Annotated in this window: 25 protein-coding genes and 4 pseudogenes; 14 read left to right on the forward strand and 15 right to left on the reverse strand. The window is 62.9% G+C overall.

Annotated elements, in window-relative coordinates; all coding sequences use genetic code 11:
- Positions 1–40: 40 nt before the first annotated feature.
- Positions 41–1,183 (forward strand): multicopper oxidase domain-containing protein, encoded by a 1,143-nt coding sequence (locus ACFQH2_RS15435; RefSeq protein WP_377055113.1) that lies wholly within the window; start codon positions 41–43, stop codon positions 1,181–1,183.
- Positions 1,184–1,204: 21 nt separating this feature from the next.
- On the opposite strand, the gene sepF is transcribed toward ACFQH2_RS15435, so the two are convergent.
- Entirely contained in the window at positions 1,205–1,567 is a 363-nt protein-coding gene (gene sepF, locus ACFQH2_RS15440; protein ID WP_377055115.1) for a cell division protein SepF, read from the reverse strand.
- A 101-nt stretch (positions 1,568–1,668) separates the two neighbouring features.
- Here sepF and ACFQH2_RS15445 point away from each other — a divergent pair, with 101 nt between their 5' ends.
- A complete protein-coding gene (locus ACFQH2_RS15445; protein ID WP_377055117.1) occupies positions 1,669–2,412 on the forward strand; it encodes a DUF1028 domain-containing protein in 744 nt (247 codons plus the stop codon).
- Here the strand turns inward: ACFQH2_RS15445 and ACFQH2_RS15450 are convergent.
- Positions 2,409–2,888 carry an RNA-binding protein gene (locus ACFQH2_RS15450; RefSeq protein WP_377055119.1) on the reverse strand — a complete coding sequence of 160 codons (480 nt, stop codon included), beginning with the start codon at positions 2,886–2,888 and terminating at the stop codon, positions 2,409–2,411. The genes ACFQH2_RS15445 and ACFQH2_RS15450 overlap by 4 nt on opposite strands.
- Before the next feature lie 89 nt (positions 2,889–2,977).
- Between ACFQH2_RS15450 and ACFQH2_RS15455 the strand changes: the two genes are divergently transcribed.
- Positions 2,978–3,271 (forward strand): DUF7562 family protein, encoded by a 294-nt coding sequence (locus ACFQH2_RS15455; RefSeq protein WP_377055121.1) that lies wholly within the window; start codon positions 2,978–2,980, stop codon positions 3,269–3,271.
- Between the two features lie 123 nt (positions 3,272–3,394).
- Here ACFQH2_RS15455 and ACFQH2_RS15460 read toward each other — a convergent pair whose 3' ends face one another.
- Together ACFQH2_RS15460 and ACFQH2_RS15465 are read right to left on the reverse strand one after the other, a co-directional pair.
- Positions 3,395–3,655 carry a HalOD1 output domain-containing protein gene (locus ACFQH2_RS15460; RefSeq protein WP_377055123.1) on the reverse strand — a complete coding sequence of 87 codons (261 nt, stop codon included), beginning with the start codon at positions 3,653–3,655 and terminating at the stop codon, positions 3,395–3,397.
- Positions 3,656–3,868: 213 nt separating this feature from the next.
- Positions 3,869–4,258, reverse strand: a complete 390-nt coding sequence (locus ACFQH2_RS15465; RefSeq protein ID WP_377076908.1) for an Lrp/AsnC family transcriptional regulator — start codon at positions 4,256–4,258, stop codon at positions 3,869–3,871.
- Positions 4,259–4,433: 175 nt separating this feature from the next.
- Here ACFQH2_RS15465 and ACFQH2_RS15470 point away from each other — a divergent pair, with 175 nt between their 5' ends.
- The 3 genes from ACFQH2_RS15470 (at position 4,434) to ACFQH2_RS15480 (ending at position 7,142) form a co-directional block, all read left to right on the forward strand.
- Positions 4,434–5,744, forward strand: a complete 1,311-nt coding sequence (locus tag ACFQH2_RS15470) for a ribonuclease catalytic domain-containing protein (protein WP_377055127.1) — start codon at positions 4,434–4,436, stop codon at positions 5,742–5,744.
- 275 nt (positions 5,745–6,019) lie between these two features.
- Positions 6,020–6,169: a hypothetical protein gene (locus tag ACFQH2_RS15475; protein WP_377076909.1), complete on the forward strand. Its 150-nt coding sequence runs from the start codon at positions 6,020–6,022 to the stop codon at positions 6,167–6,169.
- Between the two features lie 247 nt (positions 6,170–6,416).
- A complete protein-coding gene (locus ACFQH2_RS15480; protein ID WP_377076910.1) occupies positions 6,417–7,142 on the forward strand; it encodes an endonuclease/exonuclease/phosphatase family protein in 726 nt (241 codons plus the stop codon).
- Between the two features lie 7 nt (positions 7,143–7,149).
- On the opposite strand, the pseudogene ACFQH2_RS15485 reads toward ACFQH2_RS15480, so the two are convergent.
- From ACFQH2_RS15485 to ACFQH2_RS15510, 6 genes and pseudogenes are all read right to left on the reverse strand, one after another.
- Positions 7,150–7,888, reverse strand: a pseudogene (locus tag ACFQH2_RS15485) (diphthine--ammonia ligase).
- 42 nt (positions 7,889–7,930) lie between these two features.
- Entirely contained in the window at positions 7,931–9,082 is a 1,152-nt protein-coding gene (locus ACFQH2_RS15490) for a DUF373 family protein (protein ID WP_377055133.1), read from the reverse strand.
- A gap of 45 nt (positions 9,083–9,127) precedes the next feature.
- The gene (gene sppA / locus ACFQH2_RS15495; RefSeq protein ID WP_377077008.1) at positions 9,128–10,114 is read right to left on the reverse strand and encodes a signal peptide peptidase SppA; all 987 of its coding nucleotides are present in this window, start codon (positions 10,112–10,114) and stop codon (positions 9,128–9,130) included.
- 164 nt (positions 10,115–10,278) lie between these two features.
- Positions 10,279–11,175 carry a coiled-coil protein gene (locus ACFQH2_RS15500; protein WP_377055135.1) on the reverse strand — a complete coding sequence of 299 codons (897 nt, stop codon included), beginning with the start codon at positions 11,173–11,175 and terminating at the stop codon, positions 10,279–10,281.
- 510 nt (positions 11,176–11,685) lie between these two features.
- The gene (locus tag ACFQH2_RS15505; RefSeq protein WP_377076911.1) at positions 11,686–12,444 is read right to left on the reverse strand and encodes a hypothetical protein; all 759 of its coding nucleotides are present in this window, start codon (positions 12,442–12,444) and stop codon (positions 11,686–11,688) included.
- Positions 12,375–12,938: a hypothetical protein gene (locus tag ACFQH2_RS15510; RefSeq protein ID WP_377076912.1), complete on the reverse strand. Its 564-nt coding sequence runs from the start codon at positions 12,936–12,938 to the stop codon at positions 12,375–12,377. The genes ACFQH2_RS15505 and ACFQH2_RS15510 overlap by 70 nt, the downstream gene beginning before the upstream one ends.
- 497 nt (positions 12,939–13,435) lie before the next feature.
- On the opposite strand from ACFQH2_RS15510, the gene ACFQH2_RS15515 reads away from it, so the two are divergent.
- On the forward strand, positions 13,436–13,615 hold the full coding sequence (locus ACFQH2_RS15515; RefSeq protein ID WP_377057151.1) for a hypothetical protein: 180 nt from the start codon (positions 13,436–13,438) through the stop codon (positions 13,613–13,615).
- A 54-nt stretch (positions 13,616–13,669) separates the two neighbouring features.
- Entirely contained in the window at positions 13,670–14,083 is a 414-nt protein-coding gene (locus ACFQH2_RS15520) for a DUF371 domain-containing protein (protein ID WP_377055139.1), read from the forward strand.
- A gap of 177 nt (positions 14,084–14,260) precedes the next feature.
- On the opposite strand, the pseudogene ACFQH2_RS15525 reads toward ACFQH2_RS15520, so the two are convergent.
- From ACFQH2_RS15525 to ACFQH2_RS15535, 3 genes and pseudogenes are all read right to left on the reverse strand, one after another.
- Positions 14,261–15,026, reverse strand: a pseudogene (locus tag ACFQH2_RS15525) (Nif3-like dinuclear metal center hexameric protein).
- A 77-nt stretch (positions 15,027–15,103) separates the two neighbouring features.
- Positions 15,104–15,910, reverse strand: a complete 807-nt coding sequence (speB, locus tag ACFQH2_RS15530; RefSeq protein ID WP_377055143.1) for an agmatinase — start codon at positions 15,908–15,910, stop codon at positions 15,104–15,106.
- A complete protein-coding gene (locus ACFQH2_RS15535; RefSeq protein ID WP_377055145.1) occupies positions 15,911–16,294 on the reverse strand; it encodes a translation initiation factor IF-5A in 384 nt (127 codons plus the stop codon). It lies immediately after the preceding gene.
- A gap of 145 nt (positions 16,295–16,439) precedes the next feature.
- Between ACFQH2_RS15535 and ACFQH2_RS15540 the strand changes: the two are divergent.
- Positions 16,440–17,245: pseudogene (locus tag ACFQH2_RS15540) on the forward strand (endonuclease III domain-containing protein).
- A gap of 15 nt (positions 17,246–17,260) precedes the next feature.
- Here ACFQH2_RS15540 and proS read toward each other — a convergent pair.
- Positions 17,261–18,710 (reverse strand): annotated as a pseudogene (gene proS / locus ACFQH2_RS15545) (proline--tRNA ligase).
- Positions 18,711–18,865: 155 nt separating this feature from the next.
- Between proS and ACFQH2_RS15550 the strand changes: the two are divergent.
- Together ACFQH2_RS15550 and ACFQH2_RS15555 are read left to right on the forward strand one after the other, a co-directional pair.
- Positions 18,866–19,288: a DUF7344 domain-containing protein gene (locus tag ACFQH2_RS15550; protein WP_377076913.1), complete on the forward strand. Its 423-nt coding sequence runs from the start codon at positions 18,866–18,868 to the stop codon at positions 19,286–19,288.
- 56 nt (positions 19,289–19,344) lie between these two features.
- On the forward strand, positions 19,345–20,022 hold the full coding sequence (locus ACFQH2_RS15555) for a DICT sensory domain-containing protein (protein ID WP_377076914.1): 678 nt from the start codon (positions 19,345–19,347) through the stop codon (positions 20,020–20,022).
- Between the two features lie 18 nt (positions 20,023–20,040).
- On the opposite strand, the gene ACFQH2_RS15560 is transcribed toward ACFQH2_RS15555, so the two are convergent.
- Complete coding sequence (locus ACFQH2_RS15560; RefSeq protein WP_377055153.1) at positions 20,041–20,529, reverse strand: hypothetical protein; 489 nt, start codon at positions 20,527–20,529, stop codon at positions 20,041–20,043.
- Between the two features lie 386 nt (positions 20,530–20,915).
- On the opposite strand from ACFQH2_RS15560, the gene ACFQH2_RS15565 reads away from it, so the two are divergent.
- From ACFQH2_RS15565 to ACFQH2_RS15575, 3 genes are all read left to right on the forward strand, one after another.
- Positions 20,916–22,838 (forward strand): beta-CASP ribonuclease aCPSF1, encoded by a 1,923-nt coding sequence (locus ACFQH2_RS15565; RefSeq protein WP_377055155.1) that lies wholly within the window; start codon positions 20,916–20,918, stop codon positions 22,836–22,838.
- Positions 22,839–23,180: 342 nt separating this feature from the next.
- Positions 23,181–23,621 carry a DUF4397 domain-containing protein gene (locus tag ACFQH2_RS15570; protein ID WP_377076915.1) on the forward strand — a complete coding sequence of 147 codons (441 nt, stop codon included), beginning with the start codon at positions 23,181–23,183 and terminating at the stop codon, positions 23,619–23,621.
- Between the two features lie 53 nt (positions 23,622–23,674).
- Positions 23,675–24,640 (forward strand): DUF4397 domain-containing protein, encoded by a 966-nt coding sequence (locus tag ACFQH2_RS15575; RefSeq protein WP_377076916.1) that lies wholly within the window; start codon positions 23,675–23,677, stop codon positions 24,638–24,640.
- Positions 24,641–24,694 lie beyond the last annotated feature (54 nt).

The raw sequence follows: 24,694 nt of genomic DNA on the forward strand, positions 1-24,694 counted from the left end.
TGAATCCCCCTTATATACCACCGTCATAGAGCAGTAAGTGATGACAGATAATATCGGTGCGCCAGGAACGAAGTTCTCGCGACGTGACCTCATGCGTGCAACCGGATCCGCGGGGCTGCTGGGCCTGGCAGGCTGTTCGACTCCATCGTCGGATGCTCCATCCAGTTTGGACCAGCAGCAAAAGGTCAAGCAAAGTGGACTATCGCCCGCCGGAGCGCCGCAGGTCGTCGACGTCACCGAGCAGAACAATCAGGTGACCCTGCGGTCGGTCACCTCGACGCTTCCGGCACACCCCGGAGAAGCGATGGGTGGCCCCGTCGAACTCCCCAGAGTGTGGGCGTGGCAGGCCGACGACCGCGAACCGAGCGTCCCCGGCCCCGTCATCAGAACGACGGAGGGCGAAGACGTCGAAGTGACCCTCGACAACACGGAGGCCAACATGCCCCACACCGTGCACTTCCACGGGGTCAGCAAGACCTGGGAGAACGACGGCGTCCCGACGACCACCGGGATCACAGTCATGCCCGGCGAGGAACACACCTACGAGATTCCCGCTAACGTCCCCGGGACGCATCTGTACCACTGCCACTACAACACCCACCGCCACATCGACATGGGCATGTACGGCGTCTTCCGGGTCGATCCGAAGGGGTACGAACCCGCCGATCAGGAGCTATTCATGACCGTCAAGGACTGGGACTCCAGGCTCAACCGGATGATGAACGGCGAGGACGTCTCCTACAGCCCTCGCGACCGGAGTCCGGACGTGTTCACGATCAACGGTCGCTCGGCGCCCCGGACGCTCCACCCCGAAGACGGTTCGCCGATCATCGTCTCGGAGGGCGATACCGTCCGCGTTCACTTCGCCAACAACGGCTACATGAGCCACCCCTTGCACACGCACAACCATCGGTTCCGCGTCGTCGAGAAGGACGGTTCTGAGATCCCCGAGGTCGCCCAGTACGACCAGGACGTGGTCAATCTCGCCCCGGCCGAACGGAAGACCATCGAGTTCGAGGCCGACGCCGATCCGGGGATCTATCTGTTACACTGTCACAAGGTCAGCCACGCGATGAACGGCACCAGCTATCCGGGCGGGATGGTCGGCGCAATCGTCTACGAGAGCGCGATGGATACCGATATCTTCGCGGGCCTGATGGATTACGCCGGCTACGAGGGCTGAAAAAACCGTACTCGCCGAAGACTACGTGGTGTCGCCGAGTTTCGTCCGGCTGATCTTGATACCTGTCGGCGTGACGATCAGTTGATCGTCGCCTTTCTGGACGATATCGCCGTCGACCTCGTCGGCGACCTGTCGCAGTTCGTCGACGACGTGTTCGACCGTGCTATCCTGCGTGCGCAGTCGCGTGATGTCGGCGATAACGAGGTCGCCGTCGTACACTGCGTCCTTGATGTCGATGACGTCTTTCTGGCCAGCGATCTCCGCGATGTGGACCTGCATCGCCGCGTCGCCCGCGACCGACTCGAAGTCGTCGAGGTCCAACTCCACGTAATCCTCGGTGCTCCGGGAGCCCCGGCCGCCGAGAATCGTACTCATGAGTCCCATACCACAACGTCTCCGTCGGAGCGGGTATAGTTCTTACGTCAGACACAGTCGCAGGAAACGGCGGGGATGGTTTTTTCGCACCGGACTCCCCACAGAGTGATATGACGTTTAGCATCTGTGTCAGAGAGGAGTACACCGACACCGAGGGCGACGAGCAGACACGCTTTGGCGTCGCCGTCACTACGAGACTGCCGGCGGTGGGGACGCTCTGTCCCTTCGCCAGCGAGAACGGCGCAGTGGCGACCCAAAGCCTCGTCAACGTCGACCTCGGGCGGGACGGTGTCCGCTATCTCGACGAGGGACTGGCAGTCGAAGACGCGCTCGAAGCCCTGCTACACGCGGACGACGGCCGGGAGAACCGCCAGCTACACGGCGTCGACGCCGACGGTTCGTTCACGTTCTCCGGCGAGGAGTGCAAAGAGTGGTTCGGCCACCACGACGGCGGGAGCTACACCGTCGCTGGCAACCTGCTGACCGGCCCGGAGGTCGTCGACAGCGTCGCCGAGAGCTACGAGGAGGTTTCACACGAGGAGGACGTAGACCCTCTCGGCGACGACAACGACCCGGCGCCGCTGGCAGAACGGCTGATCGACGTGCTGGCCGCGGGCCATGCGGAGGGTGGCGACAAACGGGAGGAGCTACCCATCCAGAGCGCCGCGCTGATCGTCGAACGAACGGAAGACAGCGAGATGGAACCGTACTACGACGACCTGCGCGTCGACGCCACGGAGACGCCGATAGCGGACCTGCAGGAAACGTACGAACTTGCTCGCGAGGGCTTTCGGGATGCAGTTGAGCGGTACGAGGACGCGTACGCAGAGGACGACCTTGACGCCGAGGACTAGACCGAGAACTCGTAGAGTTCGTCGCCGACGTGGTGGACCGACTCGACGACTTTGCCCTGCTCGCCGACCATCTCCGATCCTTCGACGAGCGCGCGGCCGATCGCGAGCACCTTGTCGTGGTTCTCCTCCGCAATCGCGACCAGATCGCCGGCCTCGATCTCCTCGTCGGCCTCGACGATACCGGGCCGCATCACGTCCGCACCGTCACTGACGAACGAGATAGCGCCACTGTCGACGGTGACGATGTGCGTCTCGGGCTCGAACCGGTTCGCGCCGCGAACGGTGAGAAACGGCTCGTCGTCGACGTACAGCACCGACGGTTCGCCGTCGACGAGCACGAGATCGAACTCCGAGTCTTTCAGTTCGACGAGTTCGTAGGTGTCGCCATCGATCTCGACGCCGAGGCCCTCGGCAATCGCCGTTTCCAGTTCGTCCACCCCGTCACTGCGCAGGTGGTGTCGCGAGTTGATTTCCATACACGGATCGAACGGCGGAAAGCGCATAAACGCCCCGGACTGTAGCGACCCCGAAAAGTGCTAAGTAGGCCGCTGTCGAAGAGAGACGTATGTGGGGCTCCGGGAATTCAAAGCAGGAATCCGTCACCTGCATCGCCTGCGGCTGTTCGATTTCGCGCGCGGAGGCACGCGAGTACGACAAGTACGGCGACCGCTGGGAACGGGACGGCAAGGAGTTCGAGTATCTCTGCAAGCAGTGTGACCACGAACTCTGTCACCAGCCACGCGACGAACTCGAAGGACTGCTCGTCGAACTCGATGCGGGGACACACGGCCAGGCCGAGTTTCTCTCCTGGTACAGTGCACTCGTCGAGGAACGCTACGGCGAGATAGAAGAGTCGTGACGGGAGAGCGGAGTCGACAGTTGCGATCGCTTTTTGCCCCATCCAGTCGTCAGCCGCGGACAGCTATCGATTTTCGCAGTTTTTCGGCTCGGCGTGACCGTTCGGTGCGTTTCGAGGGGCCTGTCACGAGGCATCCTGGATTTCGACCTGCACCGTCTCATCGGCCACCACTTCGACGGTGTATCCCTTATACTCGAAGCTAACTCGGCCCGGTTTCGATTCGTTCGGCATCGAATCGAACAGGTGTTGTAACGCCTCGGCGTCGATCACCGAATGTAACGGCGGGTGGAGATCGATCGGATCTGTACCCTCAGTTTCGGCGATTTTCTCGACGACCTGCACGCTAATCGAGTCCCGTGGCGAAGAGGTGATATTGGAACTCATACACTTTTTACCACCTATTGAACTATAAAGTTAAGGAACAGTATCGTCCGTTATCAACAGCATGAAAGTTCTTTTCTGGGAGATAGCCAGCATGAGAAGTCGAGCTATACTCATCGGCGGTTATGCCGTCTCAGAGCTATTGATCCACCAGTTCGCTTCCGAAATGATTGAACGGACTAGAGTACTCTCGGCGCAGAATCTCGGAGTGTTCGATCACCAGTCCGGTCCGGTCAGCTCTTCGGCGACCTCTTCGACCCTCGGTGTGTCGATACAGACGACTTCGACGTGTAGATTGCTGGTTCCTCCCAACATTTCACGAACGTGGACGACACCGGGAATCTCGATCGCCTCGTTTGCCAACTCCCTCCGCTCCTGGATCGGGGCCGAACAGACGAACAGGATCTGATGTGGAATCCCCGCCGTCTCGTAGTTGATCTCCGGTTGGAACCCCTCCAGAATCTCCGCATCTCTCAGTTCCTGGAGACGGTTACTGACCGTACTCGCCGAGACATCGATTTGCTCTGCGATCTCTTCGTGGGTGAGCAGGGGCGATTCCCGTTGCAACAGTCGCAGTATCTTTCGACTCGTCTCGTCTATCTCCATACGCTGGTTCGTCGGCCACGTAGTTGGTGTTTTTATTTAATCAGTGACCGATCGGGCCGGGTACTGCTGGAGGCAACCGGCATGTTGTTGCGTTCCAGGATGTCGAATCGCCAACCGACGCCTACTCGCAGTACGTGGCGATACGACTATCAGGCCGACACTCATACGTCAGTGCATGACCAGCGAATCTCAGTCCGAGGCCGGCACGGCCGAAGGACAGGGCCCCGTCGAGATCGATGAGGAGATGGCCCGTCATCTGGAGAACAAACGCGAGGAGCTGTTCGAGAAGTTCGAGATCCGGGACGGTTTCTCCGAGGAGATACTCGAAGAGGCCAGAGAGCGAACCGAGGGCGTCGAGCAACAGATCGCCGACGAGGTCGACGAGCGCGAGGACCTCCGTGACATGACGACCTGGACGATCGACCCGATCGACGCCCAGGACTTCGACGACGCCATCTCGATCGAGGAACACGACGACGAGTACGTGCTCTGGGTCCACATCGCCGACGTGACCCACTACGTCAACCCCGACACGAAGATGTGGGACGAAGCCGTCGAGCGGGGCAACACCGTCTATCTCCCGGCATACACCGTCCACATGCTCCCGCCGGTGCTCGCCGAGACCGTCTGCTCGCTCGTGGCCAACGAGGACCGCCTCGCACACACCGTCGAGATGCATCTGGACAAGGAGAACCTCTCCTACGAGACCATCGACATCTACAAGTCGGTCATCGAGAGCGACGCCCGCCTGACCTACGGCGAGGCCGAGACCCTGCTGGACGACCCGGAGACCGCCGACGAACTGCTCGAAGACCCCGAGGTCGACCTCGCCGAGAAGTGCGAGATGGTCTGGGAGGTCGCCGACCGGATGCACGAACAGCGCAAGGAAGACGGCTCGCTCGTCCTGAACCCCGCCCGGGACCGCGCCCACACCATCATCGAGGAGTGCATGCTGAAAGCGAACAAGGCCGTTACCCACCAGCTAATGTGGGACCGTGGCGTCGAGGCGATGTACCGGGTCCATCCCCAGCCAAGCCCCGACGAGTGGGACAAGGCGCTTCAGGAGATACAGGAACTCGACGGCGTCTCGATCCCCGCTGGCTCCTGGGACGACCCGCGCAAGGCCGTCAACGCCACCCTTGAGGAAGCGCCGGGTCGCCAACTCGACAAGATCCAGTGGGCCGTGATGAAGGTGATGCCCCGCGCGAGATACATGAACGACCCGTTCGGTGGCCACCACGCGCTCAACTTCGAGATATACGGTCACTTCACCAGCCCGATCCGCCGACTCAGCGATTTGATCAACCACTGGATCGTCTACACGAACGACGTCCCCGAGGATCTGGCCGCGCTCTGTGACCACGCCTCCGACCAGCAACAGGACGCCGAGCAGTGCGAGCGCGAGTACAAAAAGTTCCTCGAAGAGGTCGGTCTCGACGCCGCGGCGGTGAACAACCGCGGGATAGAGGTCGTCGAGTCCGAGTAGGACTCGATCGGTCGGAAACGGAAGTCGTCGACGTGATTAATAGGAACAGACGCTGTAATCTCGTTCTACTCGGTTGATCCAGTTCCGACTCAACCCTCGCACTGGAGTATACGCTACATTACAAACTCACATAGCTGGCTTGCATCTGTATGATTCCGAAGCGTAACAGTGAACATTCTGCTGTCTCCCGCCGCGGGTTTGTTGCGGGCACCGCGGGCGTCGTCGCTGCGTCCGGCTTCGCGTCCCCCACAGCGGCGTCAGGGACTCTCTCAGTGATGACGCGGAATCTCGCGGCTGGTGTCGAGCTATTCGATCTCGACGGCGCGAGTTCGCTCGCGGACGTGCAACAGACCGCAGGACAACTGTTTGCGGATCTCAGGCGCTATCCGGTCGCCCCCGTGCCGAGGCGATCGCCGCCGAAATAGATGCCACCAGCCCCGACGTAGTGGGGTTGCAAGAGGCCATGCTCGTTCGCACGCGACGTCCCAGCAACTTCCAGAACAACCCCTCTCCGAGTGCATCGGACGTTGTGGTCGACTTCCTCGACGCTCTCTCCACGGCGCTCGCGGAGCGTGGGCAGAGTACGAGGTTGCGACCTCGCAGGTCACGACCGATATCGAGGTTCCGGCCGACGTCGACGAGGAGACGATCGACGTACGGCTGACCGACCGCGTGGCCGTACTCGTGCAGGCGGATACCGAGATACTCGGGACCGGTGGCGACACCTTCGAGGCGGCCCGTTCGGTATCCGTCGGTGGACTCACGGCCGATATCAACCGTGGGTACTGCACGGTAGACGTATCGCTCGACGACGCAGACGTCACCGTCGCCAGTACCCATCTCGAACCGTCCGAAGCCTCCTCGCGACGCGGCCAGGCCGGTGAACTGGTCGAGGTGCTCCCGACGGACCGCCCGGTCGTGCTCGCTGGCGATTTCAACAGTGGCCCCGGCGCGGAGACCGCTACCTACGAGTTGCTGACGGAGTCGTTCTGGGACGCGCACACTACGTTGCGGCCGACCGCCGACGGCTACACGTGCTGTCAGGAGGACGACTTGACAAACGACGAATCACAGCTCTCGCGACGCGTCGATGCCGTCCTCTACCGCGGTGGTGCCGACCCGACCGCCATCGAACGCGTCGGCGCTGCTACCGACGATCGCGTATCTCTCGACGACGAATCAGTTACTCTCTGGCCGTCCGATCACGCCGGCGTCGTCGCCACCTTCGAGATAGACCCGACGGTGGATCCCGAACAGACGGCCCCTTCGGGCAGTTCCGAGCAGGAGTCCGACGATAGACTCACGGGATTCGGTATCGTCGGAACCATCACTGCCCTCTTACTCGCCGTTCTGGGACGGAGTAGCCGGGGCGACGGAGATCACGAGACGGACGACTGACGACGTACTACTCGCCCAGCCACGCGTCCGTGATCCGAAGACGTCCCCGCGTGCCCTCCCACTCAGTTTCGTACTCTGCTCGATCGGCTGATCCATGTGCGGGCCGTCGGTCACCAGCGTCTCGAACTCGCCGCCCTCGCCGAGGATGTGGACGCCGTACTCGTCGTGCAGTGTCTCCAGTTCGTCCAGCGCGTCGGCGTCGAGTCGCCGTCCGAGCCAGGATTCGTCGAGGCCACCGGCGGCGACCTGGACGATCCGAATCTCGAAGCCGGCATCGAGCATCTCGTCGGCGAGCGTTCTGGGGTCGCGCTGCCAGAGCGGCGCGAAGAGTTCGATGCCGAGGCGCTCGGCCATCGCCTCGATCCGACTGGTCTGGAACTCGCTTTCGACAGCGCCGGCGGTGACGCCCGCGACGCCACCCTCCAGTTCGGCGTCGAGGTCTTCGAGCGCGGCCTCCAGGGTTCGACCTCGCGGTCGCCCTGCGCGCCCGAGTCCTCGGCCGCGTCGGCGTCGAGGTCGTCGGGGTAGACATCGATCAGCGGGATGCCGACGCTCTCGGCGGCCAGGGTCGCGAGATCGGTCGCCGGGACGTGGTACATGTACGAGTCACCGCCGGGGTGGACCGTCAGCAGTCGACCGACCGGCAGGTCGCGTTCGAGTGCCTGGTACAGTGCCCACGAGGAGTCCTTCCCGCCGGAGTAGAGGCTCACCCAGTGGCCGTCGGCAGGACCGCTGTCGTCGCTCATACAGCCAGTACCGACCACGTGGGCAAATGCCCGTCGAAGGCGTCACGCCTCCGCTTCCGCGACATCCGCGTCCTCTAACCTGGAACCGGAGAAGTACATCGCGACGCGGATACCGACGACGCTAATCAGCACGCCGAGCAGGACGAAGACGCCGAGTCGGTTACCCACACTCAGCGCGAACCCCTCGACAGAGACGACGCCAAGCGAGACGTCGGGCATCTCGAAGGGGCCAATCCGGCCGCCGCGTTCGAGAAAGTACGCGGAGAAGCCGCGGACGACCAGTCCGATGCCGATGACGACGAACGGGAGATTGAGAAACGAGGGGCGGACGTTCTCGTCCTGGATGACCTCGTCGAGCAGTCGCCCGGTACTGGCGGCCAGCGCGGCCAGCGCTAGCCACGGAACGCTGGCGTAGGCGAACATCATCGACTGGATGAACGCGCTCCCGGGATCGGAGAGTTCGGAGACGGCGAGGACGCCGGCGAACACACCGACGAGTGTCAGCCCCGCCGCGACGACGTAGGTGACGACCGACACCTGCCCGGAGTACAGCGAGTCTCGGGCCTGCCGTGCGAGCCGAGTGAGATACTCGTCGATACCGATCCCCTTGTACAGCAGGAAGGTGCCGATGACAGTCGTGATCGTCGCCAGTGCCATTGCCGGGCCAGCAACGATCGAGAGCGCCGGAAAGACGATCAGCGCCAGGCCGATTGGCACCAGCGTCGTCTGTCGGAGTTCCTCGTCAGCCAGGAACTGCTTGAGTAGGTAGTACGTCGACTCGATATCCCGGGCCTGCCGCACCACGACGCGGTCCACCGAGTCGACCCGGAGACGGCTCTCGACGACGGGAACGAGCCGTTCGTCTTGGGCACTGTCGATGACGACGATTGCGGACTCCACGTCGTACTCCTCGATCAGGTCGTCGAGTTGGCGGGCGACTGCCCGATCCGCGCTAACCATCGAATCGCTGGCACCGGAGACGACCGCGACGACGGCGTCGTCGTGATCGTCGCGTAGCTCACGGGTCACCCGCAGGGACTCCAGCAGACTGTTGACCGAGGAGTCCTCCGGATCGGCAAGCCCCATATCGATCACCAGCGATTGAACGGCTTCCCACCCCGCGACGGGAGTCGAGAGTCCTGTCTTGCGGCCGACATCGTCGGTCCGGTCGACACAGACGACCAGCGTTGTCACTATGTACTCATCATGTACGGGGGCAATAAAAACTCCTACGACCGTTCACCGGAACTGGATGTCGACCTCGCCGTCCTCACCGAGAACGCCGGCGACGCCCGCGCCGAGCGAGTACGCAACCGCGCTCGCGCCGCCGCGAAGCCGTGCGGGGAGGCCACGCTCCGGTTCGAACTCTTTGACGTCGACCGAGTCGGCCTCTATCCGGTCGACCAGCGCGTCCTGCACGTCCTCGCCAGTCCCGAGTTCGTCGACCAGCCCGATGCCGAGGGCCTCCTCGCCGAGGTAGATCCGGGCTTCCGTCTCTCGGATCGTCTCCTCGTCCAGGTCACGCCCCGCCGCAACCCGGTCGACGAAGTTGCCGTACAGGTCGTCGATCAGGCTCTGGAGATACTCGCGTTCTTCCTCCTCGAACTCCTTGAGGGGCGTCCCGGCGTCCTTGTACTCGCCCGCGGTGAGCTGTTCGTAGGAGACACCGACCTTGTCGGCCAGTTCGCTCGCGTTGACTCGCGAGCCGATCACGCCGATGCTGCCGACGATACTCATGTCTCGCGCCCAGAGTTCGTCACAGCCACAGGCGATCCAGTAGCCGCCGCTCGCGCAGGTGTCCTGCGCGTAGGCGACCGTCGGCCCGTCGAACTCCTCGGCCGCGATTCGGATGTCGTCGCTCGGAACGACCTCGCCGCCGGGCGTGTTGAGCCGTACCAGCAGCGCCTCGACGTTGTCGTCCGCATCGGCCCGTTCGATCTGGTCGACGATGTCGTCGGCCGGCGTCGAAATGGGCTGTGTGGGTAGCGGTCCGCCGCCTCCGTCGCGCGTGATCGGCCCCTCGACGGCGACCTCGGCGACGTTGTAGCCGGGGAACAGCGAGCCAGCGGCGTTGCCGGCGAGTTTGATGCCGACGCCGACGGCTCCCAGTGCGAGCAGGATACCGAGCAGTTCAGCCGTCGAATCCGGGACGACCACGAACAGTTCATAGCCGATGAGGCCTGCAATCACTGCGCCGATCAGTACGATCCCAACCTGTGCCAGCATCCGAAGCGGATTATCCACTGGCAACACCTCCTGTCATACTCCGGTGTAGGTGGTCGGTCGGTGATAAAACCACGATACTCGACTGGCAGGTGGCAGGCGCGACAGTCGGCGATGCCACTGGTCAGTCACGATCAGAAACGCCGCAGAGAATCAGCAGATACCGATTACAGTCGACCCGCCTTCTGCAGCTTCATCAGGTCCTCGGTTTCGAGGGTCTCGCCATCTTTGAACCGCTCGTAGATCTCTTCGGCTTCCTGCTCGACTTCCTCTTTTTCCTTCTCGCGCTCGGTCTTGCGCTCTTCTTCTTCCTCTTTGTCGAGTTCGCGCAGGCGCTTCTGGACGCGGACGAAGTCTTCGTGGTGCTGGTCGGCCGCTTCCTGGGCCTCGACGAAGAGTTCGTGCATCTCGTCGGCGTCGTCGCGGATGTCGTCAGCCTCGCGGTAGGCCTCGATCATCTGGTTGTGATGTTCCTGGGCCTTGTCAGCGAGTTCGGTGACTTTCTGGTGGTGCTGGGAGGCCTCCGATCGGACTTCCTCGGCTTCCTCGACGAGGTCGTCTAGCTCGTCGTTCTGGTTGAGTTTGTCCTTGCGCTGGCTATACTCCTCGCGTTTGGCCTCGATCTTCTCGATAAGCTCGCGTTCGTCCTCGGTGCTGAGAACTTCTGTCTGCTGTTTAAATTCGAGCTCCTCGATCTCCTCTTCGAGATCCTCGAGGTCCTTGCCCTCGTCGAGTTCGAGGTCGGACTTCATTTCCTCGACCTTGTCGAACAGCTCGTTTGCTTTCGCGTTGAGCTCGTTCCGGCTCTCTTTGTGCTCCTGAACCTTCTCGTTAAGCTCGTCGCGTTTCTCGCGGTGTTCCTGTGCCTCGTCGACCTTCTCACGCGTCTTCGCGTTGAGTTCGTCCCGTTTCGAGGCTCGGTCCGATGCGAGCTGGTTCAGCTCGTTACGTCGGTCCCGTAGCTGACCGGCGATTTTAATGAGCTGTCCTTTTGAATTGTTTTCGAGCTGTTCTTCTGTTAGTTCGACGTTGTCTGAATCGTCGAGTTGTTGTGCGTCTACCATGTGTTGTTCAAACCTCTGTGCCATACCCGCACCGGTGAGTAGCAATCGCTCAGACGAACTGTGACGGGTCGATAATAAGCAGTTCCTGTCATGTTGGTCTGCGAGCGATACTACCCGAACGCCGGTGACGTTCTGGTATCTCCTACTACTGTCCCATCCAATTTAAAAGTATCGGTGATTATCAGGGTGAAAATAGCTAGCACGGGGCCTGAGAAGACGTGTTAGCCGTTACCAAGACATTAGCGTAGTATATAAACCCCACACTCGTAATCGAGGGGATATATCACCGAGCGGAACCCCCCGGCGCTCACGACAACTGGTACCGGTTCCGAACGTCAAGCCCGTCTCCTGTCAGATGGAGCCGAAGGTCGTCGGCGTCCCTATCGATCTTCGCACCGCCGGCCGAAGCGCGTGACAGCGGCTCTACGTCGATATCGACCGTCCCCGTCCGGCTCCCTGCTACCCACTCGACGGTCCCCGAGACGTGATCGTGCGTGTCGTTGAGAAGCGTCAGACCGACGGCACCCCCGTCGGTGGCTCGTCCGCGACGACCTGCACGGGTTCGTAAGCCGCCGCAATCGCGTCGAAACTCGCTTTCTCGTGGCCGGCCGCGTCGACGACACCCATTCCCCCGCCGGGACGGACGTCCTGCAGCGAGAAGGCGGCGAGCAAGTCGGTGCCGTCCCGCCGCAAGGCCTCGACGACGTGTTTGAGGGTCCGTCCCTGCTCGCGCTGGGTCTCGACCGGTGTCCCATCGAGTCCCTCGAACGCCGCGTGGACGCCGGGGGAATCGTCGACATCGGTTAGCGACCCCGCGCCGAACTCCGTCACTACATCGCCGATACCCGGGTAGGTGTCGGTGAGCCAGCCGATATCCCCGGCGGTGCCGTACTCCCAGCCAGGATAGAGATGTGCGGCGTCGGGGGCCGTCCCGGGTGGTCCGGAGACGGGGAAAACGGGCCGGTCCGTCTCCATGCCGTCCGCGACGGCGTCGGCGGAGGTCCGATCGAATGAGGTTCGCCACGCGCGCCAGCGTACTCGCGTCCGCGCGACTCGACCCGACCCGAGCGGCGTGTCGAACGGCGAGCGTGGATCGTCGTGGACGCCGTATGCGGCGACGCTCGGATACGACTCACAGGCCTCTCCGAGCGCCGATCCGACCTCGATACCGCGTTCGGGATCGTACTCGACCGGCCCGGTCAGCGGGAGATCCTGCCAGACGAGTAGACCGGCCTCGTCGCAGGCCTCGTAGAACTCGGGTGATGGCACGTGTGCGTGCGCCCGGAGGAGGTTGGCGTTGGCGTCGAGTGCCCGCTCGACCGTCTCCCCGGGATCGGCACCCGGCAGGACGTTGAACCCCGGGCTGGCACCGAACGCCCGTTGACCAGCAGTCCGTCCTCGTCGTAGGTGATCCTACTGAACCCGGTCGTGGCGACCCGTTCTTGCTCGCCGAGTTTGGCGTGGACGGCGTACCGATGCTGTGAGCCGAACCCGCGTGGCCACCAGAACTTCGGGTCGCGGACGTCGATTCGCCGTTCGACCACGACGCGCTCGCCGGCCGCGGCCTCCACGTGAGCGCGCTCCATCGTACCGCCGCCGCGAAAGCCCTCCGGCCGGAGCGAGAGGGTGATCCGGTCGTCGACCGGTTCGGCCGCGTCGACGGTGATCGACGCGTGGATCGCCGCACCGTCGTCGCCCAGTTGGGGGTTACCGACAGATCCGTGATGGCGACGGGCCCGTGTGGCTCGACCGTTGCATCCCACCAGATCCCGGGCACACGTCGGTCCGCAGGGAGCAGATCGGTCTCGTAGATGCCCCCGAACGCGTCGGTCGGTCGACGACATTCGACCACGAGTTCGTTCTCCTGAGACGGCTCGAACTCGAACCGTGCGGGGGTAAAATACGACTCGTGGCTTCCGAGAAAGGTTCCATCGAGCCAGATCCGTGTGCGCCCGTAAAGCCCGTTCAGTTCGAGGGTCGCCCGCGTTTCGTCCGCGTCACGGGGATCCGAGAAGGTCGTCCTGTATGCCACGGCGTCCGCCCCAGCCAGCGCAGTCGGACGGCCAGGCACCGCAACTGGCTGGGGGTTCTCCATGGTCGGTGGCTCGTTCTCTTCGTTCGGTTCGACCGGCGTTGCCAGCCACTGACCCAACATTGTTACCAGCCAGTGTCCGGCACCGAAATAGGTCTTGCCCTCCCCGGTTCGTCTTCACTTTCGCTTTTACTTTCACTTTCACTCCGGGGACGGCTTAGTTTAACTATGATCGGGAGAGCAGTCGGTAGTATGCTCGAACAGCTAAACTGTGCGTGCGAGGCCGATGGTTGCGACGTCGCGCTCGGCGATGAGCACCTGATGCTCTCGATGCGGACCGACGCCGGAACCCGCCGTGCGTACGAGTGCGACTGCGGCGCGGTGACGGTCACCGTCGTCCAAGACTGACCGAATCCCGCCGGAGATGAACGGCCTGAAGACCCCCTCGGGCTATCCAGCCGTATGGAAGAACGCATCTCCGCTGTCGGTCACGAGCACGTCAGCGCCGACCACGCCAGCACGTTCGAGGTGACGACTGACGACTTTCTCACCCCTGCAGGCGACTGTATCCTCGCTATCGACGCCGACCGAGCGCCAGCATCCTTCGACGACGCGTTCGTCGAGGCCTGCCAGGACGCCGACGCGACGATCACGGCAACAGTCGACGTCGACGGTCTGACTCAGTCCGTGACCGGCAGCGGCCATCCCGAACTCAACTTCGAGAGCGACCGCAGCGCCGTTGCCCGCGCGAGCGAGTACGTCGACGAGCGGACGGTGATGGTGAACGCGGAGTACGGCGCAATCGGCATCGACGACGAGATAGTCGACGCGCTTGCTGGCGGCGCGGAGCTAACGCTGACACTCGTCGTCAAGTGAGACCGGCGGGTCGAACCGCGGTACGCCTCAGGTTTATATACGAACCCGCGGCGACGGGCGGTATGCCCCAGCGAACTGCCGCGACGACGGGCAAGGCGGGTGTGTGACGCCCCGCGTCGCGGCGGCCCTGTCACCTGTTCGCCAGAGTGCCAGTAGCGACACCTGGTAGCCGACCGGCTACAGACCGGTCGGCTCGTCGATGAACGTCGTCGTCAGTCCCCACTCCTCGGCGAGCGACTGCAAGTTCCGAACGCCGAAGGTCTCCGTCGCGTAGTGGCCCGCGAGAACGACGGTGATCCCGTGCTCGCGTGCGAGGTGGTACGCCTTCTGCTTGCCCTCGCCCGTAACCAGCGCGTCGGCACCGCTTTCGGCGGCCGCGCCGAGCCAGTCGACGCCGCTGCCGGTGACGACCGCTACCTCCTCGATCCGGTCCGGGCCGAACGCGAGCGTCTGGACGTCGCCCGCGCCCGTGTCCAGCGACTGCTCCAGCGAGTCGGCCAGTGCGGCCGGAGTGATCGGCTCGCCGCGACGCCCACGCTGTCCGATATACTCCCCGCCAACCGTGCCGAACGGCTCGCGATCAGCTGCTCAGCAGGTCGGCGATTCCCGCGGCGTTGCCCAGTTCCTGGTGCCCGTCAAGCGGGAGATGGGACACATAGAGGGCGATATCGTTCTCGATCAGCGCTTCGATCCGGTCGTACTCGGGACCGGTGACGTGCTCCATCCCGCCGAACACGACGCCGTGGTGGGTGACCATCGCGTTGGCTCCGGCCGCGGCGGCCCGCTCGATGGTCTCGACTCCAGCATCCACCGCGAACGCGACGTGCTCGATCGATCCTTCCTCGGGACCGACCTGCAGGCCGTTCGCACTGGCGTCGACATCCGCGTACGCGTCGGTGTCGAGGCGGTCGTCGAACCGCTCGACGAGTTCGGTCAGTTGCATGGCTGTCGGTTCGGGAAGCGGGAGAAAGGGCGTTGTGGTCTGGATCGGACTGCTCTCCCCGCGAAGTCGACCGACCGCTACCGGTTGGCGTGGGTGAACACGAACTCTCGGAGGAGTTTCCCACCGAGGGTAGCCGCCTGCCCGTCGTCGCGGTCGTTCACCTCGACGATGTCGAAGCCGATCGATTGGGGAGCAACGGAACGGACCACATCGCGCATCTCACGCCCGGTCAGGCCGAACGGTTCCAGCGTCCCGGTTCCCGGGGCGTAGGCTGGATCGGCGGCGTCGACGTCGACACTCAGGTAGACCGACTCGTCGGCCAGCGATGCTGGGGGCGTCCAGCCACCGACATCCTCCGGCGGGACGACAGTCACGTCGCTGTCAGCGGCGCGGTCCCACTCGTCCTCGCTGCCGGTGCGCGCACCGAGTATAATCGCCTCGTCGGCCACCTCGAGCGCGTGATGGGCCACCGTCGAGTGGCTCAGTTCGTTGCCGTCGTACTCCTCGCGCAGGTCCAGATGGGCGTCCAGACAGACGAAGATGTCCGGATCGAGCGCCCGTACTGCTGCGACAGTGACCGTATGTTCCCCGCCCAGCAGGAGGGGAACGGCATCGTCCCACTCGACGTCGGTCACGACACCCTCCAGGTATTCGAGGTACTCCGCGGCGTCGTCCCAGGCGTGGACGTCGCCGTGGTCGTGGACGTCGAGCGATGAAAAGTGAGAGTCGGCGTGAGAATCGTAGTCGTCGAAGGTCCGGGCGAACTGCCGGAGTCGGTCCGGACCGAATCGGGTGCCGGGCTGGAACGTCGTAGAGACGTCGAGCGGTGCGCCGACGATCACGTAGTCAGCGGCTTCCCGCTCCGCGACGGCACCAGGGAACATCTACGATTCGATGATCTTGCGCTGCTCTTCCATCTCGAGGTACTCGATTTCGTCGTCCGGCGAGAGGTCAACATCGCCGGGGGTCTTGATAGTGATCGTATCGTAGGTCTCCAGGTCCATCACCTGCGCGACGTCCTCGCTCTCGACGCTGACGACCTGTCCCTGTTTCCGGTTGATAATCGGGACCCAGATCTTCGCATCGACGGGCTGAGAGAGGCTCCGCTTCTGGCCGTCGAAGACACCCGTGCCTTCGATCCGGGCCTTCGCGCTACCGTGTTTGCCCGGTTTTGCCGTACTGTAGGCGGTGATCTTGCACGGTTCTCCGTCCATCATGAGGTAGTTACCTTCCTGCAGATCCCGAACTTCTTTCTGCGTTTTCGCCATACCGCGGGATTAACAACCGAACGGTATAAACCGTTTGGAAAGTCGGAGCGACGGGTTTCTCGGCATTCAGAGAGGAGGTCATCAGCGGTATGATAGCGTGTCTCCTCCGGATCGCTGAAGTCGCTCGACTCCATATGTCCGAGCCATGACCGAGGACCCCGAACCGGCAGAGAACATCAGTGGCGGCACTGCAGGTGGCGGACAGACCGCGTCGTTCGACCCGGACGAGTCTGCGACCCGTGCCGAACTCGTCGTGGACCGACTGGGCGAGCGCTACTGGCAGAAAGCCTACGGGGGCCGTGACGGTTTCGAGTGTCTCGTCCGAACGATCCTCAGTCAGAACACGAGCGACAAGGCCAGCCAGCCAGCCCACGACGCCTTGATCGACCGCTACGGCGGCGACGGCGACCTCGCGGTGTCGCTCGCAGACGCCGAGCGCTCGAACTCGCCGAAACGATCAGTTCGGCGGGACTGTACAACCAGAAGTCGAAGGTGATCCAGCAGGTCGCCGCCCGCGTCGTCGAGGAGTACGGTTCGAGCGAGGCCTTCGACGGCTTTGTCCGTGAGGAACTGCCCGCCGAGGTCCGCGACGTTCTACTGGATATGCACGGCGTCGGGCCGAAAACCGCCGACTGCGTCCTGCTGTTTGCGGGTGGACGTGGCGGCGTCTTTCCGGTCGATACCCACGTCCACCGGATCTACCGCAGGATGGGCATCGCGCCGCCGGTCGCCGACCACGAGGAGGTGCGGGAAGTCCTGGAGGGAGAGGTACCAGCCGAAAAATGTGGGTTCGGGCACACGGCGACGATCCAGTTCGGCCGCGAGTTCTGCACCGCACGCAAGCCCGCGTGTCTGGAGGATCCGGACGCCTGCCCGATGGCCGACGTCTGCGATCAGGTCGGCGTCTATCCCGATACCGGCGAGGTCGTCGATCCGAGCGACACAGAGTAGGGAAGCGGTAGTAACTCAGTACGTCCGGGCGAAGTACGCAGTCTCCTCGGCGGCGTCGTCGCAGATCGCACACTCCTCCTGAGCGGGTTCTTCGTCACGATCCAGCGGGCACATGACGATTTCGGCGGCGATCTCGTCTTTGATCACCGTCTCACAGGCCTCGTCGCCACACCAGCCACACTCGACGTAGCCGCCGTGCTTGCCGATGGTGCCGAGGATCTCGGGGGACTTTCGGCCTCGCGGACGTTCTCCTCTGGTTCTCCGCTGCGGCGTCGTAGAGTTTGTCGTAGACGTCGTCGAAGTGGGCTTCGACGGTGGCCGCGATATCCTCGCGGTCCTCGACGATCGACTCGCCGTCGGGGCGGTGGACGAGCGTGACCTCCTCGTCTTCGACCTCGTGGGGGCCGATCTCGAAGCGGATCGGGATGCCGTTGAGTTCGTGTTCGTTGAACTTGAAGCCGGGATTGCGCTCGTCGCGGTCGTCGAGATCGACCGAGATGCCCGCGGCTTCGAGTTCGCCCGCGATCCCCTCGGCATACTCGAGGACCTCCTCTTTGGTGTCTTCCTGCCAGATCGGGACGATAGCGACCTGCGTGGGTGCGATCGTCGGCGGGAGGACGAGGCCCTGATCGTCGCTGTGGGTCATGATCAACGCGCCCAGCGAGCGCCAGGAGAGCCCCCACGAGGTGGTGTGGGCGACCCGCTCTTCCTCGTCCTCGTCGGTGTAGGTCAGGTCGAACGCCTCTGCGAAACTGGTGCCGAGGTAGTGGCTCGTCGCGCTCTGGACGGACTTGCCGTCGGGCATCAGCGCCTCGATGGTCGTCGTGGTGTGTGCGCCGGGGAACTTGTCGTGTTCGGGCTTGCGGCCGCGCATGATCGGGATGGCCAGTTCGTCCTCGAAGAGCCGTTCGTACTGATCGAGGCGGAGCATCGTCTCGTTCCAGGCCTCGTCCTCGGCTTCGTGTGCGGTGTGGCCCTCCTGCCAGAGGAACTCCTTGGTGCGGAAGAACGGCTTCGTTTCGGTCGCTTCCCACCGGACGACGCTACACCACTGGTTCAGGCGAAGCGGGAGGTCGCGGTGGCTGCGAGTCCACTGGGCCATGAAGGGCGCGATGATGCTCTCGCTGGTAGGCCGGACCGCGAGGCGTTCTTCGAGTTCGTCGTGGCCGCCGTGAGTGACCCACGCCACTTCGGGATCGAACCCCTCGACGATGTCCTTTTCGCGCTCCAGAAAGCTCTCCGGGATGAACATCGGGAAGTAGGCGTTCGTGACGCCGGTCTCCTTGAACCAGCCGTCGAGTCGGTCCTGTAGTGCCTCCCAGAGGGCGTACCCGCGGGGGCGCGTTACGATGAATCCGCCCATCGGGGCGTAATCTGCGAGTTTCGCCTTCTGGACGACTTCGGCGTACCAGTCGCCGGTCGCATACTCCTTGCTCTCGGTGATACCGAGTTCTTGCTCGCTCATTGTACGGTGTGTATCCGTCCGGGGTAATAGACGAACCGATCCGGGCGGACGAGCGGCGACCGGGTCTACGGGGGAATCGGTTCGCTCCACGAACCAGTTCTGTATACGGCAATAATCACCGCAAGAGTCACATGAATGTAGAATAGACGACATGCATGGGGGACCGTTATAACGGGCGGGCAGAAGATATGCAGTCGATAGAGGACCCACCGAAGGGTGTGATGAAATCATTAACGGAGCCCATACGGCGGTCCGTCCTCCGCTATCTAAATGCAGCGGAGACGACAACGGTCGACCGACTCGCGCTGATCGCTACCGGACTGTCGACCCACGGAGAGGGACAGCTAGCGACCGCGGCCGACTACCGCCGAACCAGAATCGAGCTACATCACGTCCATCTTCCGCAGTTAGAGCAGGCCGGGTTGATCGAATACGACGCCAAAAGTCGGGAGGTGGCCATCGATACGTTTCCGGAAGGGCTGTTCGCCCTCGTGGACGATGCCGACGCATCCGAAGACCGACCGGGGAGTCCGGGGAGACCCAGCCTGCCGGACCGGAGTTCGAGGCCGATCCAGTAGTAGCTGTACCCGTGTCGTCGCTTCGCGGCCTCATCGCGACGGTCGAGCATACACAGGTGCCGGTGCAAATATTCAGTCCGAAACCACGCGAGGAGGTCGTTTCCCAGTTCATCAACAGGAACGTACAGATCGATTACGAACCGTTGCCGTCGTCACTGTCGCCCGGCTTTGCCGTCGTCGACCGTGACGGAGCCCTGCGGTTCTGTCATCTCGACGTGCTGACGAGCGTCGACGAGCCACCGACCGGAGAGCCCTGGGACGACGACACTGACCGAACGGCGTACAGGCAGTTCCTGGGGCTGTTCCGGAACAGCCCGTTTGCGACGACTGACCGTACGCAGTTGCTCGCGACGTCTCGCGAGATCGAAGACCGGGCGTGGCGTGCCGGGCAGGGTGAGCTCCACGCCGGCTTTCAGTCGATGTCCGTCTTTCGCTCGCAGGCCGAGCCATACCGCAGACTCGCCGAGGAGACCGGACTCGACGTCCAAGTGTACGGCCGACCCGACTGGACGCCGTTCGATAGCACCGATCTGGGGACGGTCGCAGTCGACGACGACGACATCGGGAGAGTCTGGTTCGTCCTCTACCGGGACCCCTCGGGAGAGAACTCCTGTGCGCTGCTCGCGGAGGAGCGCTCGCCGGACGAGTACTTCGGGTTCTGGACCTACGACGACCGGCTAGTCGACCGTATCGTGGAGTATCTCGACGCGGCGTATACCATCGCCGCCGAGTGACGGTTCGCGGCTGAACCGCTACTGATCGGGTGCGACCGCGAACGGGGACGCCGTCGCCGTCCAGTTCCAGCCCGGGAGCCGCGTCTGGAAGCCGGCCGCCAACGCGGCGTCGAGATCATCGCTCCCGGCGTCCCCGTCCGGGGGATGATGATGAATATCTACGTAATGAAACGTCGCCTCGCCGAGCAGGCCGAGCGGCTGGTTCCCCGCGATCATACCCGCAAGCTGTCGACCGAGAAGCTCGTCGACGACGAATCCGGGGTAGTCGTCCTGAACGTCCAGATCACGCAATAGAGCGACGAGTGCCGCGACGTTGACGGCGAGGTCACCGTTGGCGAATACGGCGTCGACCTCGCGACGGTAGGTTTCACTGTCGACTGGGTCGACCGCCGTCTCGAAGGCCGTTCCAAGTTCGGAGCGGGTATCGTTGATCAGATCGACGATGGCTTCGTCGCGTGCGCGAACCCATTCGTACTCGCGCTCGACGATAGCGGGCGTCAGTTGCATACCCACCAATTCGGTCGGAGTCGGTTAACTCTCAGCCCCTCATCTGTGCGGTTTGCGGGCTCAGAATCGGGGGCTCACCTCGAATATTGCGAAGATTTTTATAATGCGGGGCGAGTACTGCCGAGTAAGCGGGTTTTCCCTGGACCTTCTCGCAGAGTGTGCGGGAAGGGCCCGATACACCAGGATCATATCCCCCAGAGACACCGATCATCCAGTATGCCTACCCTGTGGCTATCCGACGGCGTGACGCGAGTTCGTCGTGTTCACCCGTTACTGGCGTGCTTGCGGTGGCGCAAGCGCTCATTCGTTTACGAACGATCCAGTGAGGCCCGGGCAGATGATCCCACAGTCGCTGGGACGAACCACGCTACTATGACGTTTCCACTATGAGTTCCGTTGATCGACAACTCGACGACCTACACGAAGAGATTACCAGTGAACTGCCAGCCGATATCACGGTTTCCGATGTCAAATACGAGGGGCCAGAGCTAGTCGTCTATACGCGCGATCCGAAGAAGTTCGCGCAGCAGGGCGACCTGATCCGGAAACTCGCCAGCAAACTGCGTAAACGCATCACCGTCCGCCCCGATCCGGACGCCCTCGAACGCCCGCGTGACGCCAGAGAGCAGGTGATGAACGTGATTCCGGACGAAGCCGGCGTCACGGATCTGGACTTCCACGAGGACACGGGCGAAGTCGTGATCGAAGCCGAGAAACCCGGCATGGTGATCGGCCGTCACGGTTCAACGCTCCGGGACATCACCAAGGAGGTCGGCTGGACGCCCGAAGTCGTCCGGACGCCCCCGATAGAGTCCTCGACGGTCTCGAACGTCCGAAACTTCCTCAAGCAGGAACGCGACGAGCGCCGTGACATCCTCGAACGCGTCGGCCGGCAGATCCACCGCGAGGAGATGTCCGACGACGAGTACGTCCGCATCACGACGCTTGGCTGCTGTCGCGAGGTCGGCCGTGCGGCGTTCATCCTGAGCACGCCCGAGACCCGGATCCTCATCGACTGCGGCGACAAGCCCGGCGCGGAGGGTGAGGTACCGTATCTGCAGGTACCTGAGGCCCTCGGCGCGGGCGCACAGAATCTCGATGCTGTCGTGCTCACGCACGCCCACCTCGACCACTCCGCGCTCATGCCGCTTCTCTTTAAATACGGCTACGACGGCCCGGTCTACACCACCGAACCGACGCGCGACCTGATGGGCCTGCTCCAGCTCGACTACCTCGACGTCGCCGTGAAGGAAGGTCGAACGCCGCCGTACGACTCCGAGATGGTCCGAGAGGGGATCAAACACACCATCCCGCTGGAGTACGGCGACGTCACCGATATCGCGCCGGACGTCAAGCTGACGCTGCACAACGCGGGCCACATTTTGGGCTCCGCCGTCACCCACTTCCACATCGGCGACGGCCTCTACAACGTTGCCTTCTCCGGCGACGTCCACTACGACGATACTCGCCTGTTCAACGGCGCAGTCAACGACTTCCCGCGCGTCGAGACGCTCGTGATGGAGTCGACCTACGGTGGTCGTAACGACTACCAGACCGATCAGGACGACGCCGAAGACCGGCTCAAGCAGGTCATCAACGACACCTACGACCGCGGCGGAAAGGTGTTGATCCCGGCCTTTGCGGTCGGCCGGTCGCAAGAGATGATGCTCGTCCTCGAAGAGGCGATGCGCAGCGGTGACATCCCGGAGATGCCGGTCCATCTGGACGGGATGATCTGGGAGGCGACGGCGATCCACACCACCTACCCCGAGTACCTGCGCGACGACCTGCGTGATCGGATCTTCCACGAGGACAAGAACCCGTTCCTCGCCGATGCGTTCAACCACATCGACGCCGGCGAGGAGGAACGTCAGGAGGTCGCCGACGGTGGCCCCTGTATCATCCTCACGACGTCGGGGATGGTCACCGGCGGACCGATCATGTCCTGGCTTCGCCACCTCGCGAGCGAGGAGGAAAGTACGCTCACCTTCGTCGGCTATCAGGCCCAGGGGACGCTCGGCCGACGCCTCCAAAGCGGCTGGGACGAGGTGCCGATGAACGACGCCGACAGCGGGCGCGCCTCGAAGATCAGTCTGAATATGGACGTCGAGACGGTTGACGGCTTCTCCGGCCACGCCGACCGTCAGGGACTGATGAACTTCGTGAAGACGATGAATCCCCGACCCGAGAAGGTACTCTGTGTCCACGGCGACGAGTCCTCGACGCAGGACCTCTCCTCGGCGCTCTACCACGAGCACAACATCCGGACGTTTGCGCCGAAGAACCTCGAAACGTTCCGGTTCCTGTGAGCAGGCCGAAACGCCGGCGCGCGCGATTGTTTGCGTTCGGATAACGATCGTTTAGTAACGCTAACAGGGACGAGTGAACCTTTAGCAACGCTAACAGAGACGAGCAAATTCTTACTAATGCTGATAGAGATGATCTAATACTCAGTAACGCGTATAGAGACGAGTTAACGCTCAGTAACGCCTACAGTGAGGGGCTAACGCTCGTTAATGCATATTACAGAGACAAGCAAACCTGTTGTCGCTCGTCAACCGATAGCAGGCGTCGTACAGTTTAACCAATCAAACCGCGATATTTCCACTAACTACGGGTTTTTGCGAGGCTCCTGTAGTCGCAAGCGGGTCATGTCGACAGACGTAACACGACGAACAGTGCTTGCTGGAACCGGTGCAGCAGCAGTACTCTCGGCTACAGGTGTATCGCTCGCTGACGAACAGGAAGACGATGAGGAAGACGACACCGAGGAGTCCAACGGCGACGGCGATGCCGAATTCGCGGCAGTGAACGCAGTGCACGCCTCGCCGGACGCACCGAACGTCGACGTGTTCGTAAACGGCGCTCGCGTGCTCGAAGACGTCGCGTTCCGACACTTTAGCGACTACCTCGCACTGCTCCAGGGGGAGTACACGGTCCAGATCGTCCCAGTCGGGGGGCCGACGGTGCGGGCGACGGTACTGGAATGGGTAGCGGCGACGGAACGGGCAACGGAGCGGGCGAGGGCAATGGAGTGGGTAACGGCAACGGTAATGAAACGGGCAACGGATCGGATGACGGGGACGGAATAGGCAGCGACGACGGAGGGGGCAACGGTACCGGAACAGGGGACGACGGGAACGGTATGGGCGGCGATGACGGAGCGGGCAGCGATGTCGACCCCACGGAGGACGCCGTCATCGACGAAGAGATCGAGGTCTCTACGGGCATCGTAACCGCCGCTGTCATAGGGGAGGCGGCCGAGGACGCCGACCAAGAGCTAGAACTCAGTGTACAGAAAGCCGACCTCAGCGAACTCGCGGACGGCGATAGCCGAGTTCGCGCGGTTCACGCCTCACCCGATGCGCCGGAGGTCGACATTGTCGCCGACGATAACCCCCTTGTCGAGGGCCTCACGTTTGGTAACTCCGAGACCTTCGACGTTGCGGAAGGCGAGTACACCCTCGAAGTTCGCGAAGCGGGTCAGGATGAGTCGGTTGCGGACTTCGACGTTACACTGGACGCAGGGGTCGTCTACTCGGCGTTCGCCGTCGGCTTCCTCGAGGAACAGGGCGGTGACTCCGGAGGCATGGGTGACTCCGAAGACAACGGTAGCGATTCTGCGGGAGCGGGCGACTCCGAAGACAACGGCAGCGACTCCGGAGGCATAGGCGACTCCGAAGACAACGGCAGCGACTCCGGAGGCATAGGCGACTCCGAAGACAACGGCAGCGACTCCGGAGGCATAGGCGACTCCGAAGACAACGGCAGCGACTCCGGAGGCATAGGCGACTCCGAAGACAACGGCAGCGACTCCGGAGGCATAGGCGACTCCGAAGACAACGGCAGCGACTCCGGAGGCATAGGCGACTCCGAAGACAACGGCAGCGACTCCGGAGGCATGGGCGACTCCGATACAGGGTTCGACCTGTTGCTGAATGTCGACGCTCTTACACCCAGTGCGGCTGTCGAGGAGACGGCAGAAGCCGATGACGACGGCGAAGACAATGGAATGGGTGACGACGACGAGGACGACGGCATGGGCGACGATGACAGCGGAGTTGGAGACGATTCTGACGGCGGGACGGACGACGATTCGAGTAGCCTCTGAGACACTGCGCCGTCACCGCTATTTTTCTGGGTGAGTATCGAGTTTACCGCATCA

This window comes from Natronoarchaeum sp. GCM10025703, assembly GCF_042661985.1.
Lineage (GTDB): Archaea > Halobacteriota > Halobacteria > Halobacteriales > Natronoarchaeaceae > Natranaeroarchaeum.

Excerpts from the sequence above, each read along its gene's own strand:
- sppA (WP_377077008.1), bottom strand. The coding sequence starts at position 10,114 with ATGCTGGCACAGGTTGGGATCGTACTGATCGGCGCAGTGATTGCAGGC.
- speB (WP_377055143.1), bottom strand. The coding sequence starts at position 15,910 with ATGTTCCCTGGTGCCGTCGCGGAGCGGGAAGCCGCTGACTACGTGATC.
- sepF (WP_377055115.1), bottom strand. The coding sequence starts at position 1,567 with ATGGGACTCATGAGTACGATTCTCGGCGGCCGGGGCTCCCGGAGCACC.
- ACFQH2_RS15460 (WP_377055123.1), bottom strand. The coding sequence starts at position 3,655 with ATGAGTTCCAATATCACCTCTTCGCCACGGGACTCGATTAGCGTGCAG.
- ACFQH2_RS15520 (WP_377055139.1), top strand. The coding sequence starts at position 13,670 with ATGGAAGAACGCATCTCCGCTGTCGGTCACGAGCACGTCAGCGCCGAC.
- ACFQH2_RS15570 (WP_377076915.1), top strand. The coding sequence starts at position 23,181 with ATGTCGACAGACGTAACACGACGAACAGTGCTTGCTGGAACCGGTGCA.
- ACFQH2_RS15450 (WP_377055119.1), bottom strand. The coding sequence starts at position 2,888 with ATGGAAATCAACTCGCGACACCACCTGCGCAGTGACGGGGTGGACGAA.
- ACFQH2_RS15560 (WP_377055153.1), bottom strand. The coding sequence starts at position 20,529 with ATGCAACTGACGCCCGCTATCGTCGAGCGCGAGTACGAATGGGTTCGC.
- ACFQH2_RS15550 (WP_377076913.1), top strand. The coding sequence starts at position 18,866 with ATGGGGGACCGTTATAACGGGCGGGCAGAAGATATGCAGTCGATAGAG.
- ACFQH2_RS15470 (WP_377055127.1), top strand. The coding sequence starts at position 4,434 with ATGACCAGCGAATCTCAGTCCGAGGCCGGCACGGCCGAAGGACAGGGC.
- ACFQH2_RS15535 (WP_377055145.1), bottom strand. The coding sequence starts at position 16,294 with ATGGCGAAAACGCAGAAAGAAGTTCGGGATCTGCAGGAAGGTAACTAC.
- ACFQH2_RS15565 (WP_377055155.1), top strand. The coding sequence starts at position 20,916 with ATGAGTTCCGTTGATCGACAACTCGACGACCTACACGAAGAGATTACC.
- ACFQH2_RS15465 (WP_377076908.1), bottom strand. The coding sequence starts at position 4,258 with ATGGAGATAGACGAGACGAGTCGAAAGATACTGCGACTGTTGCAACGG.
- ACFQH2_RS15475 (WP_377076909.1), top strand. The coding sequence starts at position 6,020 with ATGACGCGGAATCTCGCGGCTGGTGTCGAGCTATTCGATCTCGACGGC.
- ACFQH2_RS15435 (WP_377055113.1), top strand. The coding sequence starts at position 41 with ATGACAGATAATATCGGTGCGCCAGGAACGAAGTTCTCGCGACGTGAC.
- ACFQH2_RS15575 (WP_377076916.1), top strand. The coding sequence starts at position 23,675 with ATGGGCGGCGATGACGGAGCGGGCAGCGATGTCGACCCCACGGAGGAC.
- ACFQH2_RS15515 (WP_377057151.1), top strand. The coding sequence starts at position 13,436 with ATGATCGGGAGAGCAGTCGGTAGTATGCTCGAACAGCTAAACTGTGCG.
- ACFQH2_RS15500 (WP_377055135.1), bottom strand. The coding sequence starts at position 11,175 with ATGGTAGACGCACAACAACTCGACGATTCAGACAACGTCGAACTAACA.
- ACFQH2_RS15455 (WP_377055121.1), top strand. The coding sequence starts at position 2,978 with ATGTGGGGCTCCGGGAATTCAAAGCAGGAATCCGTCACCTGCATCGCC.
- ACFQH2_RS15445 (WP_377055117.1), top strand. The coding sequence starts at position 1,669 with ATGACGTTTAGCATCTGTGTCAGAGAGGAGTACACCGACACCGAGGGC.